General features: G+C 60.6%; 14 protein-coding genes. 3 read left to right on the top strand and 11 right to left on the bottom strand.

The genetic code is table 11. The features are described from left to right. Window positions 1-276: 276 nt before the first annotated feature. From glgB to BLV41_RS12665, 3 genes are read right to left on the bottom strand one after another with little or no spacing between them, the layout of a single operon-like run. Complete coding sequence (gene glgB, locus BLV41_RS12655) at window positions 277-3,972, bottom strand: 1,4-alpha-glucan branching protein GlgB (RefSeq protein ID WP_074711893.1); 3,696 nt, start codon at window positions 3,970-3,972, stop codon at window positions 277-279. Further along, window positions 3,972-5,759, bottom strand: a complete 1,788-nt coding sequence (gene treS, locus BLV41_RS12660) for a maltose alpha-D-glucosyltransferase (RefSeq protein WP_074711894.1) — start codon at window positions 5,757-5,759, stop codon at window positions 3,972-3,974. The genes glgB and treS overlap by 1 nt, the downstream gene beginning before the upstream one ends. A gap of 3 nt (window positions 5,760-5,762) precedes the next feature. After that, window positions 5,763-7,865 (bottom strand): alpha-1,4-glucan--maltose-1-phosphate maltosyltransferase, encoded by a 2,103-nt coding sequence (locus BLV41_RS12665; RefSeq protein WP_083360765.1) that lies wholly within the window; start codon window positions 7,863-7,865, stop codon window positions 5,763-5,765. Window positions 7,866-8,032: 167 nt separating this feature from the next. Between BLV41_RS12665 and glgP the strand changes: the two genes are divergently transcribed. Beyond that, on the top strand, window positions 8,033-10,657 hold the full coding sequence (gene glgP, locus BLV41_RS12670; protein WP_074711895.1) for an alpha-glucan family phosphorylase: 2,625 nt from the start codon (window positions 8,033-8,035) through the stop codon (window positions 10,655-10,657). An 83-nt stretch (window positions 10,658-10,740) separates the two neighbouring features. Here glgP and glgX read toward each other — a convergent pair whose 3' ends face one another. From glgX to BLV41_RS12700, 6 genes are all read right to left on the bottom strand, one after another. Next, window positions 10,741-12,954, bottom strand: coding sequence for a glycogen debranching protein GlgX (gene glgX, locus BLV41_RS12675; RefSeq protein ID WP_074711896.1), 2,214 nt, complete (start codon window positions 12,952-12,954; stop codon window positions 10,741-10,743). Between the two features lie 2 nt (window positions 12,955-12,956). After that, complete coding sequence (gene rlmB / locus BLV41_RS12680) at window positions 12,957-13,955, bottom strand: 23S rRNA (guanosine(2251)-2'-O)-methyltransferase RlmB (protein WP_074711897.1); 999 nt, start codon at window positions 13,953-13,955, stop codon at window positions 12,957-12,959. A gap of 253 nt (window positions 13,956-14,208) precedes the next feature. Then, entirely contained in the window at window positions 14,209-15,633 is a 1,425-nt protein-coding gene (gene cysS / locus BLV41_RS12685) for a cysteine--tRNA ligase (RefSeq protein ID WP_074711898.1), read from the bottom strand. Then, window positions 15,630-16,151, bottom strand: coding sequence for a 2-C-methyl-D-erythritol 2,4-cyclodiphosphate synthase (ispF, locus tag BLV41_RS12690; protein ID WP_074711899.1), 522 nt, complete (start codon window positions 16,149-16,151; stop codon window positions 15,630-15,632). Before ispF ends, cysS begins: the two co-directional genes overlap by 4 nt. A gap of 4 nt (window positions 16,152-16,155) precedes the next feature. Next, entirely contained in the window at window positions 16,156-16,935 is a 780-nt protein-coding gene (gene ispD / locus BLV41_RS12695) for a 2-C-methyl-D-erythritol 4-phosphate cytidylyltransferase (protein WP_074711900.1), read from the bottom strand. Between the two features lie 137 nt (window positions 16,936-17,072). Further along, window positions 17,073-17,555, bottom strand: a complete 483-nt coding sequence (locus BLV41_RS12700; RefSeq protein WP_044570041.1) for a CarD family transcriptional regulator — start codon at window positions 17,553-17,555, stop codon at window positions 17,073-17,075. A gap of 275 nt (window positions 17,556-17,830) precedes the next feature. Between BLV41_RS12700 and BLV41_RS12705 the strand changes: the two genes are divergently transcribed. Next, window positions 17,831-18,415, top strand: a complete 585-nt coding sequence (locus BLV41_RS12705) for a hypothetical protein (RefSeq protein ID WP_244516890.1) — start codon at window positions 17,831-17,833, stop codon at window positions 18,413-18,415. Window positions 18,416-18,616: 201 nt separating this feature from the next. Here BLV41_RS12705 and BLV41_RS12710 read toward each other — a convergent pair whose 3' ends face one another. After that, on the bottom strand, window positions 18,617-19,297 hold the full coding sequence (locus BLV41_RS12710; protein WP_044570039.1) for a response regulator transcription factor: 681 nt from the start codon (window positions 19,295-19,297) through the stop codon (window positions 18,617-18,619). A gap of 15 nt (window positions 19,298-19,312) precedes the next feature. Next, window positions 19,313-20,605 (bottom strand): sensor histidine kinase, encoded by a 1,293-nt coding sequence (locus tag BLV41_RS12715; RefSeq protein ID WP_244516891.1) that lies wholly within the window; start codon window positions 20,603-20,605, stop codon window positions 19,313-19,315. Between the two features lie 162 nt (window positions 20,606-20,767). On the opposite strand from BLV41_RS12715, the gene phoU reads away from it, so the two are divergent. Further along, entirely contained in the window at window positions 20,768-21,430 is a 663-nt protein-coding gene (phoU, locus tag BLV41_RS12720) for a phosphate signaling complex protein PhoU (RefSeq protein WP_074711901.1), read from the top strand. Window positions 21,431-21,554 lie beyond the last annotated feature (124 nt).

Below are 21,554 nucleotides of genomic sequence, written 5' to 3' on the forward strand. Positions count from 1 at the left end.
CAACAACAACCCGTAAACAACAGGTAAATCCTTGACGATCAGCACCAGGGCAACTTCATAATCATACCCGCATGAATTCTCGGAAGTCAAATCCTTGATTTCGACTAAATTCAAATTTTTCATTTGAACACAAAACAAAAAAACCTATTTTCGAGGTCATTGTTTTGGTCTTGTCCGGATCCGAACCGTTCGTTCAGCGGAGTACTAACAATAGCACCTGTTTGCCGTGAGAACAAACGGCAAACAGGTGCTGAAGTTAAGGTGTACAGCTACCGGCTAGTAGTCTGCTGGCGCCAGGTAGAGAGCGCCCAGCGGCGGAACCCGCAACCTCAAAGATGAACTCTGCCCATCCCAAGGAAGGGCTTCCGCTTCCAAGAGTCCGGTGTTCCTGACATCGGACCCGCCGTAGACGGCAAGATCTGTGTTGAGAACTTCTTGCCACTGACCGGCCGCCGGCAAGCCAACGCGGTAGCCCTCGTAAGCCAATCCGGCAAAGTTGATGATGCAGACCAATGGATTGCCTGCTTTGTCCCAACGAACAAACGACACCACGTTGTTCTCTGTATCCCCGCCGTTGAGCCAGGTGAAGCCTTCAGGAACGTTGTCCAGTTCGTGAAGAGCAGGAATGGCTGAATAATTCTGGTTCAAATCCTTGACCAGCGTCTGAATTGCACTGTGTGAAGGATTCTCTGCCAACCACCAATCGAGACCGTGTTCTTCGCTCCATTCTGATTCCTGGCCAAACTCGGTCCCCATGAAGATTAGCTGCTTACCCGGATGCGCCCATTGGAAAGCTAGGTAGGCTCTCAGGTTGGCGAGCTGTTGCCACCTGTCCCCTGGCATCTTGCGCAACAAGGAACCCTTCCCATGAACCACCTCGTCATGGCTGATGGGTAAAAGGAAGTTTTCCGTAAAGGCGTAAACCATCGAGAACGTGATCTGGTTGTGGTGCCAGCCTCGGTTAACCGGGTCTTCTGACATGTACGTCAGAGAATCGTGCATCCACCCCATGTTCCACTTGATGCCGAATCCCAAGCCGCCTTCGCTGGTTGGGGCCGTGACACCGGGGAACGCAGTGGACTCTTCTGCGATGGTGACAATTCCAGGGTTGCGCCGGTACGCGGTTGCGTTCATCTCCTGCAGGAAACTGATTGCTTCCAGGTTCTCCCGGCCGCCAAAGCGGTTGGGGCTCCAAGCACCGTCATCGCGTGAGTAGTCCAGATACAACATGGACGCCACGGCATCAACCCGCAGCCCGTCAATGTGAAATTCCTCGATCCAATAGAGCGCGTTGGCCACCAGGAAATTCCGCACTTCATTGCGGCCAAAGTCAAAGATCAGCGTTCCCCAGTCCGGGTGCTCGCCTAGTTGTGGGTTGGCGTGCTCGTATTGAGCCCCGCCGTTGAAATTGGCCAGCGCCCATTCGTCCTTGGGAAAGTGGGCCGGAACCCAGTCCATGATGACGCCCACGCCAGCCTGGTGCAGGGAATCCACAAGGAAACGGAACTCATCCGGGTGACCAAAGCGAGAGGTGGGTGCGTAATACGAGGTGACCTGATAGCCCCATGAACCACCAAAGGGGTGTTCCGAGACCGGCATGAGTTCAATGTGCGTGAATCCGAGCTCCTGAACATAGTCAACTAGTTCAGTGGCGAGCTCTGTGTAATTCAATCCGGGGCGCCACGAACCCAGGTGCACTTCATAAACGCTCATGGGCGAATTGTGCGGATCGCCTTTTGCGCGCTTCGCCATCCAGTCGCTGTCCTGGAAGGAGTACTTGGATTCAACAACACGCGAGGCCGTCAGCGGCGGCACCTCAGTGCCATAGGCCATGGGGTCGGCCTTTTCCAGCCAGTCACCGCTCTCGGTGAGAACCTCAAATTTGTAGCGGTCACCCGCGGCCACATCCGGGATAAAGAGTTCCCACAAGCCACTGTTGCCCAAGCTGCGCATGGCAGTTGAACGGCCATCCCAGCCATTGAACTCGCCGGTGACTCGAACGGCCTGGACCGCTGGCACCCAAACGGCAAAGCTGACGCCGGAAACGTCACCCAATTCGGAGTGGTAGCGCTGAACGTGCGCACCCAGTACCGTCCACAACGTTTCATGCCGGCCTTCGGCGATGAGGTGCATGTCAAGCTCACCGACCGTTGGCAGGTACCGATAGGGATCGTCGCTGCGATGCACGCCATCTGCGTAGGTGACATCGAGGCGGTAATCCGGAACATGCCCCGGCTCTTGAGCCGGCAGTACGGCTACCCAAATGCCGCCGTGCTCGTGCGTCATGGGAATCACGCCCTGTGCGGTAACCAGGTCCACCGCTTCAGCCAAATGCCGCAGTGCACGCACGGTCACGTATCCGTCACTATCCAAATGTGCCCCGAGCACAGAGTGCGGGGCGTAATAGGTGCCCTCGGAAATTCGTGCCAACACACCCGCATTGACTGCCAGAGGGGCCATTTTATTTAGTCCCATGTCCACACCACTTTCAATTGATTCAAACAGTTCCCGCACAGCATTCACCGGCACCCACGTCCAGGTAGGTCGGTTTTGCAATTCATATACAACCTCGTAGAGAGCCTTATCCAGCCACAATGCCACGAAAAGTGCACTATTACGCGAATACGTCTCCCCCGAGCCGCTTTCGTAGCCGGCCATGAAAGCATCGGCATTTCTTTTGGCCCATTTCGCGCCTTGACCGCGTGTCAGCGCGCCAGTACCGGCGGCTTGGGCGCCAGCGTAGTCAAAGGACCGCAGCATGCCAGCCAAATCTCGGATCGTCACGTCGGGCCGAGCCCGTTCGCGCAGGGGCCGGAGGGGTTCGCCTTCAAAGTCCAGGAAGAACCAATCCGGTGTCTGAGCCGAGTCTTTAAGAACGAGCTGGCCCAGGTGCAGATCACCGTGGATTCGCTGAATCTGCGGCACCACATCTATTTCGCGCAACCGAGCCAAAATATTGCGGAACTGTTTGTCATAAGGCCCGACCACGGGGCGGGCGATGCCCCAGGCCCATTCCAACCGGGCGGCAATGGCCTCGACGAACACCCTTGCCTCGGATTCTTCGGCCTGATGAGAGCCCATCCCTGTACGCAGATTGGCGTGGACTCGGGCTAACGCAACACCAATTGCATGGGCGTTTTCGGTGAAGTCCGCATCCGAGCCGGCCACATTCAGGGCCAGCGCCCACCCATCCTGCGCACCTTCGATGAAATCGTGAACTACGCAGAGGATGGTGCCTGAGCTGCCGTACTCCACGACAGCCTGCAGCGTCGGAACGTTGCTGACAGGGGCTTCGGTTGCCACCGAGGCCAGCGCTCGTCCCACTTCAACCTCGGGATGCGCCCCGGCGTGGAGCACCCTAAAGAACTTGGCGATCTGAGCGCGTCCGCCCTGGCGGAAAACGACAGAAGAGTTGGATTGCTCCGAGTCGAGCACTCGAACCTCGGACAAGGTGTCCGTTGGCTGGACCCGGAGTTCAGGGTTGCGCCATATGTGCACGCTGCCGTCACTGGCGAATGCTTCCCCAGCCAGGGATCCTGAACCCGTCAAGGCTGAAAGCCAGACTCGCAGGAAGACGGGATCGGCCAACCCATCACGCACACGCCCGCCGGGCCATCCATCACTCGACGCGACGGCACCCAGCTCTCCGCCCTGCATCGCGGCAGTAGCGGCGAAAACAGGAGAAACGGGAGAACCCACCTCATTTAACACAGCCGCGCCATCTCTATGAAAACTCAGCGGAAGCTGCAGCGTCAGGCGCTGTCCGACGTCGTCCTCGGGGCCAGTGCCGTCGGCAGCCGGGAAATCGACGGCAAGCAACACCACCAAAAGTGTGACATCGGGGTCAGGGGACGGCAGCTCAAAGCGTTCGGCAACAGCCAACCGTGCACCAATGCCGGCGCTGCCTTTGCGGGGGTACCAGCGCTGGTGCGGAAGCCAATCTGCAAGGAGGTCCAGGAGCGTGGCGGCCATCAGTATCCGTACACCGATCCATCGATCACAGGCAGGGCCTGCGTCTGATTTGAGAGAACGTTGGAGGACTGCGAACGCACCCTGAGCCAAAAGAAATCGTATGATCCAAGGGTCAGGGTCAGGTGACCGTCTCCTTCGATACCGGGGAAAATGTCGCCGCCAAAAATATCGCGCAGGCCACGGCCAGCCAGTGAAGGAATATCAAGTGTGGTGGCGGATGGGTGCTGGGAGAGGTTGTAGACGCAAAGGATGGATTCGGGCTCTTCGCTTTCCTCGTTACCCACGGGCAGAACGCGCAGGAACGCCAGAACCGATTCATGGGTGGACGGTACGTTCTCGTACCGCCCCAGCCCAAAGGTTGGATGGGCCTTGCGAACCCTCAGGATCTGCTTGTTCCAGTGCAGCAGGGAACTTGTGTGGGCCGTCTGCGCCTCAACGTTCACATGGTTGTAGTGATACACCAGCGATTGCACAACGGGCAGATACAGTTTGCCTGGATCGACGTGGGAGAAGCCGGCATTGCGGTCCGGATTCCATTGCATGGGTGTGCGGGACGCGTCGCGGTCATCCAGCCAGATATTGTCCCCCATGCCGATCTCGTCCCCGTAATACAAGAAGGGACTGCCCGGCAGAGCCAACAACAGGGCGTTAATGAGCTCCATTTCGGCTCGTGAGTTATCCAGCAACGGGGCCAGCCGTCGTCGAATACCAATGTTGGCGCGCATGCGTGAATCCGGGGCGTACCACCCGAGCATTGCCTCGCGCTCATTGGGCGTGACCATCTCCAGCGTCAGCTCATCGTGGTTACGCAGGAAAGTCCCCCATTGCGCACCGCGAGGAATCTCCGGTGTGGTGGCCATCGTGTCAATAATTGGCGCGGCTTTTTGATCCCTCAGAGCGTAGTAGAGGCGGGGCATGATGGGAAAATGGAACGCCATGTGGCATTCGGGATCTTCCGGCGTGCCGAAGTAGTCGACAACCTCATGGGGCATCTGGTTGGCCTCGGCGATGATGATTCGTCCGGGGAATTCTGAGTCCACCATGGCGCGCAGTTCCTGCAAAAAGTGATGCGTGGCCGGGAGATTCTCACAGTTGGTGCCGTCCTCGGCATAAAGGTAGGGGATGGCGTCTGCACGGAAACCATCGATCCCCTGCTCCAGCCAGAATCGCACCACCTCAAAGATGGCCTCGCGGACAGCAGGGTTCTCAAAGTTCAGATCCGGCTGGTGGCTGAAGAAACGGTGCCAGAAGAATTGGCGCCTGATCGGGTCAAAGGACCAGTTGGAGTCCTCGGTGTCGACAAAGATGACCCGCGCGTCCTTATACAGCTCGGTAGTGTCGCTCCACATGTAGAAATCGCCGAAGGGACCATCGGGATCCGCCCGGGAGGATTTGAACCACTGGTGCTGATCCGAGGTGTGGTTCATGGGCAGGTCGATAATGATCCGCATGCCCCGCTCATGGGCTTGGGTCACGAGCGACTTGAAATCTGAAATTGTTCCGTACGTTTCCATGACGGCCCTGAAGTCACGAACATCGTAGCCGCCGTCGTGCAAGGGCGAATCGAAGAACGGCGGCAACCACAGACAATCGATGCCCAGCCATTGGAGGTAGTCCAGGCGGGAGATCAGCCCCGAAAAATCGCCCGAACCATCACCGTTTGCGTCGGCAAAGCTTTGGACCAGGACCTCGTAGAACACGGCCTTCCGATACCAGTGCGGATCGTGGGCCAGCCCAGGCGCGTTCAGGTTGAACTGCGGTGCACTATTGGTATTGGGAAAGGCCATCTTTTAGCGCCTGATGTGCAAGATGTGAGCAGGTTCCATGTGTGCATCCAGACGGAAGTAATTCTTCTTGCCCCAGTTCCACGTTGCCCCCGTGACGAGATCGTCCACAATGAACGTTCCGTCCGAGGAAAGCCCGTCAAGCGCGAGAGCGTCAAGGTCCAGGGTGACTTGGCCTTCACGCATGCTGTGCGGGTCAACGTTGATCACCACGATGACGGTGTCCTTGCGTGCGGGTTCATCCGCGGTGGAGGCGATGTGCTTGTGTTTGCTGAACACAAGGGTGGCGTCGTCGGAGCTCTCATGCAGGCTTAGGTTTTGCAGATCAAGCAGGGCCGGGTGCTCGCGGCGAATCTTGTTCAGCTTTGTCACGAAGGGCGCCAAGGATTTTCCTTGCTCTTCCGCTGCGGCAAAGTCACGGTCCTTGAACTCATATTTTTCGTTGTCGATGTTCTCTTCAGAACCCGGGCGGGCCACATGCTCGAAAAGTTCATACCCGGCATACATGCCCCACAGCGGACTGCCCATGGCGGCAAGGATGGCGCGGATCTTGAATGCCGCAGGTCCACCATATTGCAGGTACTCGGTGAGGATGTCCGGGGTGTTGACGAAGAAATTGGGGCGGAAGTAGCCGGCCGATTCGCGGCTGACGTGGACGAGGTATTCCTCCAGCTCAGCCTTGGTGTTGCGCCACGTAAAGTAGCTGTACGACTGCTGGAAACCGGCCCTGCCCAAGGCCGCCATCATGGCCGGTCGGGTAAAGGCTTCGGCCAAAAATACGATGTCGGGGCGTTCGGCGTTGATGGTGCCGATGAGCCATTCCCAGAACCAGACAGGCTTGGTGTGGGGGTTGTCCACACGGAAAATACGGACGCCGCGGTCAACCCACAAACGCACAATGCGCAAAATCTCGTGTGAAAGTCCCGCCGGATCATTGTCAAAGTTCAGCGGATAAATGTCCTGGTACTTCTTCGGCGGATTTTCCGCGTACGCGATGGTGCCGTCAACCCGCGTGGTGAACCATTCGGGGTGCGCCTGCGCCCATGGGTGATCGGGAGCGCACTGAAGCGCCAGGTCCAGGGCAATCTCCAGGTTCAGCTCATTCGCTGCGGCCACGAAGGCGTCAAAGTCCTCGAATGATCCCAGCTCCGGATGGATCGCGTCATGTCCACCATCCGCCGATCCGATGGCCCATGGCGATCCGGGATCTCCCGGGCGCGTGGTCAGTGAATTGTTGGGTCCCTTGCGGTTGATGGTGCCAATGGGGTGGATGGGCGGCAGGTACAACACATCGAAGCCCATGTCTGCGACCGCTTGCAGCCGGTTCACGGCCGTGCGGAAGTTTCCGCTGGTCCATTCACCGGATTCAGGATTGCGGTAGGCGCCTTCCGAGCGCGGAAAGAATTCGTACCAAGCGCCGCGTCCGGCAGCGTCTCGCTCAACCAGCAGCGGGAAGGACCTGCTGCGTGTCACCAAATCCCGCAGTGGGAAGAGCGCGACGGCGGTGCGAACCTCACGGCCGGTTCCGGCGGCCAGGCGGTCGTTGACGTTCAGGGACGTATCTGTCAGGGTGTTCGCCGCATGCTTGAATACCTTGGCAGCCTCAGGTGCGGTTTCCTTCGCGGCCTTGGCCGCGTTGCCCAGGAGCAGCGCACCTTCGGCCAGCATGACGTCCACATCGACGTCGGCATTGATTTTGACCTGTGCGTTGTGAGCCCAGGTGGCGTAGAGATCAGTCCACCCCTCTACGGCAAAGCTCCAGTTGCCTTCGAAAGACGGAGTCAACACGCCTTCCCATGAATCGGTGCCCTTTGCACCCGGCTTGAGCCTTGCGTGCTGCGCCTCGCTGCCATCCGGGGCAAACAGGACGGCGGTGGCACCCAAAACATCGTGGCCTTCACGGAAAATCACGGCACTCACCCGGACATCGGCACCCCGAACGCCCTTGGCCGGGAATTTTCCGTCTTCCAACACGGGCTGGACGTTCGTGACAGGAATACGTCCAAACCGCAAACCTTGCTGCGGGTCCGAGGGCTCAGCCGCGGCTGAGCCTTGGGAGGATGCTGCGGCTGACGCTGTGGGTGAATGCTTGAATTTAGTCACAGACATGACGTTAGCGACTCCCTGCCCGGATTGCTAAGGTCTTCCGCCATATCGGCGCGTTGGGGCGTCACACGCGCGCGATTTAGACGCTTGTGTCCCGTGCCCGCGTAATGAATGGGCATTTTTTCACAAGTGCTGTAAACGTTCGCAGAACTTGGGTTAGGGTGACCGGCATGAAGGCAATTCGCAGATTTACAGTCCGCACCGTCGTCCCTGCCCAGATTTCCGCCCTGACCAGGCTGGCCACCAACCTGCGCTGGTCGTGGCATCTGCCCACCCGAACGCTGTTTGAATCGTTCAATCCCGAGCTCTGGGAAAAATCTCGACGCGACCCCTTGGCCATGCTGGCGTCCATGTCGCGAGAACAGCTACAGGAACTGGCCCACGACCCCGATGTAGTTGCCCGCGTCGCCGCCGCCGAAGAAAGCCTGAGCAGATACCTCACCGAACCCCGCTGGTACCAGGGCCTCGGGGCCGGCGCACCGGAATGCATCGCCTACTTCTCCCCTGAATTTGGTATTACCGAGGTACTCCCCCAGTATTCCGGCGGCCTGGGCATTCTGGCAGGTGACCACCTGAAGTCCGCATCCGACCTCGGGGTGCCGCTGATCGGCGTCGGACTGCTCTACCAGGCCGGCTACTTCAAGCAATCACTCTCGAAGGACGCCTGGCAACAGGAAAGCTACCCTCTGCTGGACCCCGACGCCTTGCCACTGACCTTGTTGCGTGAGGCGGACGGCACTCCGATTCAGATTCAGCTCCCGCTGCCCGGTGACAGGTTGCTGCGAGCCAATATTTGGCGCGCCGATGTGGGCCGCGTGCCCCTGCTGCTGCTGGATTCCAACGTTGCCGAGAATGACGACGCCGCCCGCGGCGTCACGGACCGGCTCTACGGAGGCGGCGGCGACCACCGGCTCTCGCAGGAACTGTTGCTGGGCATGGGCGGAGTCAAGGCGCTTCGCGTCTACGCCCGCCTCACCGGAACTGCCGCACCCGAGGTGTTCCACACCAACGAAGGCCACGCAGGATTCCTGGGGATCGAGCGCATCCGCGAACTGATGGACCCGGCTGCGACGGAATCCCCGTTGTCCTGGAGCGAGGCGCTTGCGGCCGGCCGCGCGTCGACCGTTTTCACCACTCACACGCCCGTTCCCGCCGGGATCGACAGGTTCCCGCGCAGCATGATCGAGCACTTCTTTGCCGGCAAACTGGCGCCCGGGGTCCCGGTGCCGGAAATCCTTGCGCTCGGTGCGGAAAACTACGACGGCGGTGATTCCGAGGTCTTCAACATGGCCGTCATGGGGCTGCGCCTGGCTCAGCGTGCCAACGGCGTGGCCAAGCTCCACGGAGTGGTCTCTCGGGGCATGTTCGCAGGACTGTGGCCAGGCTTTGACCAAGAGGATGTGCCGATCACCTCGGTCACAAACGGTGTCCACGTGCCGACCTGGGTTGACCCGGAGCTGGCTGCCTTGGCCCGGGACCGGTTTGGTGCCGAGGTGCTGGACGGGCCCGACTGGTCCAAGGTCTATGACGTGAGCGATGAGGACGTCTGGGCTCTTCGCCGCCGATTGCGTTCAGCCTTGGTGGAGGACGCTCGTGCCCGCCTGCGTGCCTCATGGAAAAAGCGCGGCGCCGCCGATGCCCAGCTCGCCTGGACGGATGCGGTTCTGGACCCGGACGTATTGACGATCGGATTTGCCCGACGCGTACCCACGTACAAGCGATTGACCCTGATGCTGCGCGACCCTGCCCGGCTCAAGGCGCTGCTGCTGCACCCCGAGCACCCCATCCAAATCATCATCGCCGGAAAGTCACACCCCGCCGACGATGCCGGCAAGAAGATGATTCAGGACCTGGTCCAGTTCACAGACGACCCGGAGGTTCGCCACCGGATTGTGTTCCTGCCCAACTACGACATCGCCATGGCCCGCACGCTCTTCCCGGGGTGCGACGTTTGGCTCAACAACCCGCTGCGGCCGCTGGAGGCTTGCGGCACTTCCGGTATGAAGGCGGCCATTAACGGCTCACTCAACCTGTCAGTCATGGATGGCTGGTGGGATGAAATGTACGACGGCGAAAACGGCTGGGCGATCCCCACGGCCAATGCCGGAACGAGCGATGAGGAACGCGACGATATTGAGGCCTCTGCCTTGTACGAGTTGCTCGAAACACAGGTGGCACCGCGGTTCTATGGTGAAGTGGTGGCTGCGGCCGCCGGGGCGGCCGGGCCTTCCCAGCCACACGACGGCACTCTTCCCTCGCACTGGATTTCGATGATCAAGCACACGCTGGCGCACCTTGGCCCTCAGGTCTCGGCCGACCGCATGGTGGCCGAATATGTGCAGCGCTTGTACCAGCCCGCTGCCATTGCCGGCCGGTTGGCCCGTGCCGACGACTTCGCCGCAACAAGGAACTTGGCGGCGTGGATTGATCATGTCCGGCCTGCATGGCATGAGGTCACTGTGGAACATGTGGAATCTTATGGCCTTCAGGACGAACCCCAAATTGGGGAATCTTTGCAGGTTCGCGCCCATGTGGACCTGGGGCAGCTGAATCCCAGCGATGTGCAGGTCAGCGTTGTCTATGGCACCGCTGGCGACACTGATGACCTCAGCGAAACCCGCAGCATTCCCTTGGACGAGGTTACTCCCGCGAAGGATGCCACGTCCGGCCGCTACCAGTTCTCCGCCGAACTCATGATCGACCGGTCTGGGAACTTTGGCTACGGCGTCCAGGTACTCCCCCGCCATGCCGCACTGGCAAATCCGGCAGAGCTGGGACTCATCACGACGGCATAGTGCTCCGGTGATCGAGCTTGTCGAGACCTGGGTCTCGACAAGCTCGATCACCGGAGGGCCACTCGCCCAACGAGGGGTGGCGGCTACTTGGCCGGTAGATCGTTTCGGTAGATCTGCACCGTGTTGGCGTCGACTCGCACCGTCTCGCCGGCCTTGACCACAGGGATGGTACGAGGCAGGCGGAAGGAGGGTTCGCCGTCGTCCGTCAGAGAGGGCTCGGCGGTGGTCATCCGCAACATGTAGGGCCGCGGTTCGGGCGCCTGAGCAGCGTCCGTCTCAGCTGACTCCACTCCCGCCGATTCCAGAGCTTGTGAATCCGCAGGCTCGTGGACAAAACGCGGATTGGCAGGCAGGACCACGTCCTCATTGGTGATGCCGGTGTTGAAAACAACCAAGCCGTCGACCTTGCCATCGGGCGAACCCATGAGCATGGTCAGAACACGTTCGTGCGGGTTCTTCCATTCCTCGGGCGACATGGGGCGACCATCGGCGCCATACCAGTGAATGAAGGATTGCCCGCCACGGGTGGGATAGCTGCTGGGCTGGGCGGCCAGGAAGTCTTTACGAATCTTCAGCAGGCGACGCGTGGCGGCCAGCATTGTTTTCGCTTCCTCGTCCATGGACCAGTCAACCCAGGCGATCTCATTGTCCTGGCAGTAAACGTTGTTATTTCCGCCCTGGCTGCGACCCAACTCGTCACCCGCGGTAAGCATGGGCACGCCGAGCGCCATCAGCATGGTGGCCATCAAGTTACGGCTGCTTCGTGCCCGCTGGGCCAGGACAGTCTTGTTGTTGGTAATACCCTCAACACCGTGGTTCCAGCTGCGGTTGTTGCCGGTGCCGTCCCTGTTTTCTTCCTGGTTGTCCAGATTGTGTTTGTAGTTGTAGGCCGTCAGGTCAGCCAGCGTGAAGCCGTCATGAGCCGTGATGAAGTTGATCGAGGCCATGCGGCTGCGTCCGGAATCGGCAAACAGCTGTGCCGAGCCGCCCAAGGCGTCGCCAAACTTGGCCAGCCCGTTGTGGTGGTAGCCCGCGAGCATGGTGGCCCGATCAGTCAGCCACACTTCGCGCAGGGTGTCGCGGAAAGAATCGTTCCAGTCCGCCCATCCCGTGGGGAAGTTGCCTGTCTGCCAACCCCCGTAGCCAACATCCCACGGCTCCGAGATGAGCTTCGTTGAAGAGAGCACACCGTCAGCGGCCGCCGCCAACAAAAACGGGTGCTGATTATCGAATTCATGCTCACCGTTGCGGGCCAGCGAGACGGCCAAGTCAAAGCGGAACCCGTCAATGTGGAACTCTTCGACCCAGTACCGCAATGAATCCAAGGCCATTTTCATGACCTGTGCATTTCCAAAGTTCAAGGTGTTGCCACAGCCTGTGGTGTCGTAGTACTGGCCGTCACGCATCCGGTAGTACTGCTCTTCAGCCAAACCGCGCCAGCTCAACGACGGGCCGCCCCGGCCACCCTCAGCCGTATGGTTGTACACCACGTCCAGAATGACCTCGATGCCGGCCATATGCAGCAGCTTGATCATGCCCTTGAGCTCTGCCTGGACCGCGGCAGGACCGGCCTCGCGCGCCTCGGCGCTGGCGTAGTCCACATGCGGAGCAAAGAAACCAAGGGTGTTGTAGCCCCAATAGTTGCTCATCCCGGTGCCGTGCAAATGCGGCTCGTCAATGTGGAAGTGAACGGGCAAAAGCTCGACGGCTGTCACGCCCAGATCCTTCAGGTGCGCAATCATGACGGGGTGAGCCATGCCGGCGTACGTTCCACGAATTTCTTCGGGAATATCCGGGTGCAGCATTGTCTGCCCGCGCACATGCGCCTCATAGATGACGGTTTCACGCCACGGGGTGTTGGGCCTGGCCACGGTGCCCCAGTCGAAACCGGAGTCCATGCGCACCGAGAGGTAACTTTCCGCTCCGTCAGGACGTTCAGACTGGTCGATGTAGCGTCCATGAGGGTCCAACAAAAGCTGCACGGCCTCGGGGTCGATCAGCAGCAATTCCTCGCGGGTTGCCTCGAGATCGGTGTAGAAACCGTAGCGGGTGCCAACGGGCATGTCCTCCACGAAAACGTGGTGCACGCCGTCGGTCTTGTCAGGCAGCAGCACCGCCTTCCAGACATCCCCGGGGCCCTGAAAACACAGCACCACGTTTCGGTGAGCAGGAGCATAGACAGCAACATTGGCTGCATGACCGGGACCGTCATTGGGAACGTCACTGACTCCCAACGGAAAATGACGCGACAAAGCCGCCCCCAGCGTACTGATGGCCTCCACCACGGTTTCCGGCATGGTTACGCCTTGACCGCGCGTTGCCTCGAGATCTCGTACAGGCTGATGCCGACTGCCATGGAGGCGTTCAGGGATTCCATGGCGGAGTTGATCGGGATGGAGACAATCTGGTCGCAGTTTTCGCGCACCAGACGGGACAGGCCCTTGCCTTCAGAGCCGACCACGATGCACACCGGCTCCTGAGCCAAGGTGAGATCGGGCAACGCAACGTCGCCGTCGCCGTCGAGCCCCAGGACAAAGAAGCCCATCTTCTGGAACGCGCCGATGGCGCGGTTCAGGTTGGGAGCCTTGGCAACGGGCACGCGCACGGCGGCACCGGCGCTGGTCTTCCAGGCAGCGGCCGTCACACCGGCGCTGCGGCGCTCCGGGACAATCACGGCGTGGCCGGAGAAAGCGGAAACGCTGCGGATGATGGCACCAAGGTTGCGGGTGTCGGTGATGCCGTCAAGTGCCACGATGAGCGGCGCGTTGGCGATATGGCCCTTCTTCCACTTGGCGATGATCTCGCTGGCCGTATCAACGGCGTCCTCGTATTCGTACGGAGGAATCTGCAGAACCAGGCCCTGGTGGATGGCGTCTTCGGTGAGACGGTCCAGCTCCGGCTTGTGGGCTTCCAACAGCGGGATGCCGCGCGCGGTAGCCAGCTTGATGGACTCGCGAACGCGCTCGTCCATGTCTACGCGGACAGCAACGTAGAGGGCCTTGGCGGGAATGCCCGCGCGCAGCGCCTCGACGACCGAGTTACGGCCGGTCACGAGCTCCTCGGTAGCCTTGCCCTTGGGACCGCTGTTGCGGCGCGGGGAGTTGCTGGTGCCGGCACCGCGCTTGGCGGCTGAACGCTCGGCCAGCTCCTGGTTCTTGTATGCCTTGTGGTAGGTGCGCTCGGCAGCCTTGGGAGTGGGGCCCTTGCCTTCAAGAGCCTTCCGGCCATGGCCGCCTGTGCCGACGCTGGGGCCCTTCTTGAGCTTGCGTACTGCCCCGCGGTGTGAATCATTGGCCATGGTGAAACCCTTACGATTGGTGCGGCGCCCTGTGTTTCCATGGCCCCGAAGTTCGTCAAATCAAATCTAGTCGCATGCGCTTTTAGGCACGCAAGATTACGGGAAACAAAAGACCCGTAGCTACCAGCTTACGGCCTGAACACAAATTTCGGGGTGCAGAGCCGAAAAAGTGCGCATTCTCACCGCTCGGCCTGCGGTGAGTGCGAGAGCGCTTTGCGAAAACGGACGTTTGGTGAGTGCGGCGTCTGAGTGGCTAGCGCTTGAGCGACCAGGTGGAGCCGGTGGCGGAATCCGCAATCTCGACGCCGGCCGCGGCCAGGGTGTCGCGGATCCGGTCCGATTCCGCCCAATTCTTCTCGGCCCGGGCCTGAGCCCGAGCATCCAGCTGTGCCTTGACCAGCACGTCGAGCGCCGCCAACTCAGCCCCTGAACCACCGCCTTGTTGCCATTGCGCGTCCAGCGGATTGATGCCCAAGGCAGATGTCATGGCCACGGCTGATGCCAATGCCGCCGCTGCCCCGCCGTTGTCATTGCCGGCCAGCGCGGTGTTTCCTGCGCGAACTGTCTCGTGAAGAACGGCAAGAGCGGCGGGGATGTTCAGGTCATCGTCCATTGCGGCACGGAAGGCTGAGGGCAACTCGATGTTGCCCGATTGGCCGAAGGATCCGTCAGGGTGAACCTTGACAAGGGCAGCATTCACGAACGTCTCAATGCGTTCGACGGCGGCCGCGGCCTCCTCGAGCGAGCCCGGACGGTAGTCCAGCACGGAACGGTAGTGGGCCTGACCCAAGTAGTAACGGACCACCAAGGGTCGGGCAATTTCAAGCATTTCGCGCGGGTTGATCGTGTTGCCGATGGACTTGGACATTTTTTCACCCTGGTAAGTGACCATGCCGTTGTGCATCCAAAAGTTGGCGAAGCCGTGGCCCGCAGCCTGCGACTGGGCCATCTCATTTTCGTGGTGCGGGAAGCGCAGGTCGAGCCCGCCACCGTGGATGTCAAACTCAGTGCCAAGGTATTTGGTGACCATGGCGGAGCACTCAAGGTGCCAACCGGGGCGGCCGGCGCCCCACGGCGAGTCCCAACGGGCGGTCTCGGGATCGCCGTCCTTGTGACCTTTCCACAGCGCAAAGTCGCGGGGATCGCGCTTGCCGCGCGGATCGGCGTCGGGCGCGGCCTGCATGTCGTCAATATTTTGGTTGGTCAAGGAGCCGTAGGCCGGCCAGGAGCGGACATCGAAGTAGACGTCGCCGGAATCATCCAGTGCCGGGTAAGCGTGGCCGCGCTCAATGAGCGTGGCGATCAGCGCGTGCATTTCGGGGATGTGGCCCGTGGCGCGAGGTTCATACGTGGGCTTGAGAATGCCAAGGGCCGCGTAAGCGTCGGCAAAAGCCTGCTCAAAACGGTAAGCCAGTCCCCACCAGGGCTCGTTGTTCTCGGCAGCCTTAACCAGGATCTTGTCGTCAATGTCCGTCACGTTGCGCACTACTGTGACCTCGTAGCCGCTGGTCTGCAACCAGCGGGTCAGCTGGTCAAAGGCAAGGGCGGAACGGACGTGGCCAATGTGTGGCTCGCCTTGGACCGTGGCGCCGCAGTAGTACAGCGAAGCCCGCCCCTCTTTGAGCGGGACGAAGTCGCGTACGGCGGCGGAGGCAGAGTCATGGAAGCGCAGGGTCACGGCTCTAGGTTATCCCGTTGCCCAGCGTCATGGGGTGCACGGGCAACCACCAATGCCGTGGCGTAGGCGGTGATCCCCTCATCGCGGCCGGGGAAGCCGAGTCCGTCGGACGTGGTTGCGCTGACGGAGACGGGCGCTCCGGCGGCTTCGCTGAGTGCCGCCTCTGCCTCGAGACGGCGTGGACTGAATTTGGGCCGATTGCCCACAAATTGCACGGCGATGTTGCCAATCTCAAAGCCTGCCGCACGCACAATTCGGGCAGCTTCGGCCAACAGCCGAACACCTGAGGCGCCCTGGTATTCAGGGCGGTCGGTGCCAAAGTGGGTACCAAGATCACCCACCCCCGCTGCGGAAAACAAGGCATCGGCGGCGGCATGGGCCACGGCATCGCCGTCCGAATGGCCGCTCAGGCCGCGTTCGCCTTCCCAGAGGAGACCTGCGAGCCACAGCGGCGCGGGGCTGTCCTCGGATGCGAACGCGTGAATGTCGACACCAATTCCGGTACGGGGCAACATCATGGGCCTAACCTTCAATCCAGCGCGGACGCAGCGGCCCTGCCAACATGGCCTCGGCCAACAACAAGTCCATGGGTGTGGTGATTTTCAGGCTGTGGGTTGATCCCTGCACCACAAAGACCACCTCGCCCAGGGCTTCCACGAGCATGGCGTCATCAGTGATGCGCGAGGCCGCCGCGGCATCCAGCGTCGACAGGTATTCATGAGCCCGGCGCAGCGTCTCCAACTGGAACCCCTGCGGCGTTTGCACGGCACGGAGTTGGTTGCGTGGCGGAGTGTCAACGACCTTTTCCAGGCCGGCTCCCGTGGCGGGGAGGCTGGCGGGGACAACGGTTTTGATGGTGTCGGTGACGGCCAACGCCGGGATCACCGCGGAGGCGCCGTCGCGCAAGGCTCCGGCCACACGGTTGAAAACGCCCGACGGCGTGAGCGGCCTGGCACCGTCGTGAATCATGACGGTAGTGATCCCGGTGGCGATCGCTTCAAGGGCTGCGCTCACGGATGCCGATCTCTCCGCGCCACCCTCCACGATGGTGAAGAGAACACCGGCTGTGGCGGCCTCGGCACCCACGTTCCGGCAGATGGCGTCCAACTCTGGATCGTCTGCCGGGATGGCGACACAAATTTGCGCAGCCACGCCAGCTTTGATCACGCCGCGGACGGCATGAACCAGCATGGCGTGCCCGCCCAGCGGCACGCGTGCTTTAGGTACCCCGTGTCCGAGTCTCTGCCCGGATCCAGCTGCAACCACCACGACGGCGCACGAGCCGTCCTTCACCTCAGTCATGGACTCCACTTTAGTCCGCCCCGGGTGCAGCTAGGGCGCGCTGCGCGTGCGCATGCGTTGTGCTGTCGAGATCAACTTCGAAGAAGACGCGAAAAAGCCCCCATACCGGACGGTACAGGGGCTCTCGAGGATGGAAGCTATGAAGCCAAAACCTCGTCAAGAACCTCGGAGGCCTTGTCTTCGTCTGTTTTCTCAGCCAAGGCAAGTTCCGAAATCAGGATCTGACGGGCCTTTGCCAGCAGACGCTTCTCACCGGCAGAAACACCGCGATCGTTATCACGGCGCCAGAGGTCGCGAACAACTTCTGCAACCTTGATTACGTCACCGGAAGCAAGCTTTTCCAAGTTTGCCTTGTAACGGCGGGACCAGTTGGCGGGTTCCTCCGTAAACTCTGCACGAAGAACGTCGAAAACGTGCTCCAGGCCTTCCTTGCCTACGACATCGCGCACTCCCACAAGGTCAACGTTCTCAGCGGGAACTTCGATCGTAAGATCCCCCTGGGCAACCTTGAGCTTGAGATACATTTTCTCTTCCCCGCGAATGGTGCGCATCTTGATCTCTTCGATCTTTGCCGCACCATGATGTGGGTAAACTACTGTCTCGCCGACCTCAAAAAGCATGTGGATTCTCCCTTTCCAATACTCCTAGTTTACCACGGTTAACTCTCCACTCCCTTGAGTTTCCGCAGGTCAGAGGTCCAGAAACTACGCTGACCGCGCAATTGTTCCAACAATTGGAGATTACCCACCCCCTTGACTATTGGCTGTTGGGATGCATCTCACCGGTGACCGCGCCAGCAACAAAGTTGCCCGCTTGAGCACCGAAGCGCACATTTGCCGCAATTATGGATAAGCTGGACAAAGATATTTTGTCTTTTCCATGAGGAGTTACTGACGTGAGAATCGCTGCCGGCATCCGCGGTACCAAACGAGCGCAACGCTTGAGCCTGATTGCAGCCATCGGCATTGGCGCCATGGCGTTCACCGGTTGCAGTGCCATCAACGAGCAAAGCACCACCCGCGTGTACTCGGCATCGGACGGTGTCCGCCTTGACATGGGCCAGCTGGAATTGCGCAACGTGCTGATCGTTGCCGAAGCCGCTGACGGTCCGGGCCGCGTGACCGGAACGTTCTACAACCAATCAGAATCCGACATCACCTTGACCATTAGTGGTGCTCAGGGAGCTCAGACGGAGATCACCGTCAAGCCCGGAGCCCCCACAGTCCTGAACAGCACCGCCGACAGCTCCATCCTGAGCACGGTAGCCAGCGCCCCCGGCGCCGTTGAAACCGTTGAGTTGCGCACCTCGGGTAGCTCCAGCGAATCGGCTACCTTGCAGGTTCCCGTCATGAACGGAACACTCAAGGAATACAACAAGTCGCTTCCCACCCAGGCCCCGAGCGTCGAGGCCACCGCAGAAGCAACAGCATCAGCAACTGCAGATGCCGAGCACAGCGCTGAGGCGACCACTGCTCCGTAAGCAGGCACAAAAGTGGGGCCCGTTGCTTGACTGCAACGGGCCCCACTTTTTTGTCCCCACAACGTCCTGACCACCTCAGGATTGGCGAGCAATTTGTTGTGTATGTAGCCAAATGGAGTTGTTGCTGATGGCTGGCCGTACGACGACGCTTCGCCAAAAACACTCCGGCTGCCAGGGACGCCTGTAAAAACGACGAAGGGCTTAGGGCTCGAACTTGTAACCCAAGCCGCGCACTGTAACCAGGAACTTCGGAGCCGCCGGATCGGGTTCGATCTTGCTGCGCAATCGTTTGATGTGCACATCGAGCGTCTTGGTATCGCCCACGTAGTCCGATCCCCAGACCCGATCGATCAGCTGGCCACGGGTGAGAACCTTGCCCGCATTGCGCAGCAACATTTCGAGCAGCTCGAATTCCTTCAAGGGGAACGCCACGGTGTCGCCGAGGACACTCACCACATGACGCTCCACATCCATGCGGACCGGACCGGCATGCACCGTGGAATCCATGAGCTCTTCCGGTTCCGCCTGGCGCCGCAGCACGGCACGAATCCGCGCGATCAGCTCACGGGAAGAATAGGGCTTGGTCACGTAGTCATCCGCACCCAATTCCAGCCCCACTACCTTGTCAATCTCAGAATCCTTGGCCGTCAGCATGATGATGGGCACGCTGGAGCGCTGGCGCAAGTGCTTGCACACCTCGGTGCCACTCATACCGGGCAGCTGCAGGTCCAACAGGACCAAATCGGCACCGTTGCGTTCAAATTCCACGAGGGCGTCCAGGCCGTTGTCCACGACCTGCACCTCATACCCCTCTTTGCCAAGAAGGAATGACAGGGGGTCGCTGATGGACTCCTCGTCTTCAACAATCAAGATTCTGCTCACGCTCGTTGCGCTCCTTTAGATCAAGCCGTGGTGCCGCTGCGCGCGGTGGTGCGTGCCGCCGTCGGACGTTGGTGTGGAAAGTTGGGGAAGCCGGACGGTGAAGGTTGAACCCATCTTCGGGGCCGACCACAATGTCACCTCACCGCCATGGTTGCTCACAATGTGTTTGACAATGCTCAGACCCAATCCAGTGCCGCCGGTGTGGCGTGAGCGGGCGGCATCAACCCGGTAGAAGCGCTCGAAGATTCGGTCCTGCTCCTGTGGAGAGAGGCCATCGCCTTGATCCGAGATGCTGACGGAGACAACGCCGCCACTGACCTGCAGGCCTATGCCCACCTGGGTGTTGTCCGGCGAGTAGCGCACAGCATTGTCAATCAGGTTGCGCAGCGCGGTCACCAATTGCGCCTGGTCGCCATAAACCTCGGCCGGTTGGGCGGCACCGACTGCGAGCTTGATGTTCTTGCTCTGCGCGGGCAGCCGTGTCCGGTCCACGGCCTCGGCAATCACGGCGTTCATGTCCACCTCCGTGGCAACACGGGCTACGTCCTTGCCCTGCAGCCGGGACAACTCGATGATGTCCTGGACCAGAGCCGCCAGCCGGGCCGACTCGGTCATCATATGGGAGGCGAAGCGGCGCACAGTAGCCTGATCCTCCGGCGCAGACTCGAGCGCCTCCGCCAACAGGGAAATGGCACCAACGGGAGTCTTGAGCTCATGGGATACGTTGGCCACAAAGTCATTGCGGACGGCCTCAGTGCGGGCGATCTCGGTGCGGTCATCCGCCAGTAGCAGGATGTATTCCTCGGTCAGCGGCGCCACACGGACCTGAATGACAAGGGTTCCCTGGCCTGGGGCACCGTGGGCGCCCATGGGGTCAGCGACGGTGTGGGGTTCGGCGTGGCTGGAACCGGCGGAATCGGCCGCTTCGTGGTTTGAATTGACCGTAACCTTGGCGGCTGCCGGCAGGGCACCGCGGGCCAGGATGAGGTCCCTTTCCTCAATGACGCCATCTCGGCGCACCCGGTGGGCCAGGTCAAGAAGCTCCTTGTGAACCAGCGTGTGCCCGCGCACCAGACCGTAGGCGTAGGCGCCCGGGCTTGCGCGCACCACGCCGTCGACCGTGTCAATGACGATGTAGGCCTTACCAACCACGGAAAGCACCTCTGCAGCGCCGTCGGGCAAGGTTGGCTCGGTAATGTCCGGGGTGAGTCGGCGCGAACGGTCGCTGATACTGAACGCGAACATGCCAAATATGCCCAAGGCCAGGCCAATGAGCCCTGCTACCAGTCCAATTACCAAGGGATCCACGGAACCAGCCTAAGCTCTGCCCGCGCGAAAATGATCAAAACAGGTGCATGGCGGCACCCGTTCAACTAACGTTCACCTTTAGGTGCTGCCCCGTTTACCTTTGAATGTCATGCTGAGACGTAGTTAGGGCCCCTTTTGCCCTGCCCATGAAAGGACACACGCGTGCGTAAAGTTTTCCAGGCCGAACTTCACCAGATTGGCGAAGGACTCATCGAGATCTCCGACCTGGTTGGAGAAGCCGTTACCAAGGCCTCTGCAGCCTTTGCCGCGGCCGATCTCCAAGCGGCTCAGGAAGTTATCGCCGCGGACGCCCGCATTGACTTCCTGCAGAACGATTTGGACGAGCGCGCCATCGACGTTTTGGCGTTGCAGGGACCGGTTGCCAGTGATCTGCGCATGATCGTCGGATCGTTGCGCATGAGTGCTTCGCTTGAGCGCATGGGTGATCTGGCCCGGCACATTGCCCAGCTGACCCGCCTGCGTTTCCCGAACATCGTCATCCCGGCCCAGCTGACCGAAACATTCGCCGAGCTGGCCCGCCAGGACATGATCATTGCCGCCAAGGTTTCCGAGCTTCTCGAATCCCGGAATCTGGAACTCGTGGCCGATATTTCCACGGCCAAGATCGAGATCAACAAGCTGCACAAGAGCGTGTTCTCCACCATGGCCTCACCGGAATGGACGGAAACCCCGGCCACCACTGTGGATGTCACCCTGGCCAGCCGCTACTTCGAGCGCTTCGGCGATCACGGCGTGTCCGTTGCCCGCAAGGTTTCCTACCTGGTCACCGGCGAATGGCAGCCCGAGGACTTCCTCGCCAGCTAATTTTCCCGGTGGCGTTGCAAAAATGCGCCCGCCTCCCACTAATGAACCCCGTCTACGGGGCGCATTCTTGGGAGGCGGGCGCATTTTTTCATTGGGCCGCACTCCTCGGGGTGGGAGTGCGTGG

The sequence above is a fragment of the Arthrobacter alpinus genome (genome assembly GCF_900105965.1).
In the GTDB taxonomy this organism is placed as follows: Bacteria; Actinomycetota; Actinomycetes; order Actinomycetales; family Micrococcaceae; genus Specibacter; species Specibacter alpinus.

Bases quoted from the DNA above. Each gene is read 5' to 3' on its own strand.
- glgB (WP_074711893.1), bottom strand. From the start codon at position 3,972: ATGGCCGCCACGCTCCTGGACCTCCTTGCAGATTGGCTTCCGCACCAG.
- treS (WP_074711894.1), bottom strand. From the start codon at position 5,759: ATGGCCTTTCCCAATACCAATAGTGCACCGCAGTTCAACCTGAACGCG.
- BLV41_RS12665 (WP_083360765.1), bottom strand. From the start codon at position 7,865: ATGTCTGTGACTAAATTCAAGCATTCACCCACAGCGTCAGCCGCAGCA.
- glgP (WP_074711895.1), top strand. From the start codon at position 8,033: ATGAAGGCAATTCGCAGATTTACAGTCCGCACCGTCGTCCCTGCCCAG.
- glgX (WP_074711896.1), bottom strand. From the start codon at position 12,954: ATGCCGGAAACCGTGGTGGAGGCCATCAGTACGCTGGGGGCGGCTTTG.
- rlmB (WP_074711897.1), bottom strand. From the start codon at position 13,955: ATGGCCAATGATTCACACCGCGGGGCAGTACGCAAGCTCAAGAAGGGC.
- ispF (WP_074711899.1), bottom strand. From the start codon at position 16,151: ATGATGTTGCCCCGTACCGGAATTGGTGTCGACATTCACGCGTTCGCA.
- ispD (WP_074711900.1), bottom strand. From the start codon at position 16,935: ATGACTGAGGTGAAGGACGGCTCGTGCGCCGTCGTGGTGGTTGCAGCT.
- BLV41_RS12700 (WP_044570041.1), bottom strand. From the start codon at position 17,555: ATGCTTTTTGAGGTCGGCGAGACAGTAGTTTACCCACATCATGGTGCG.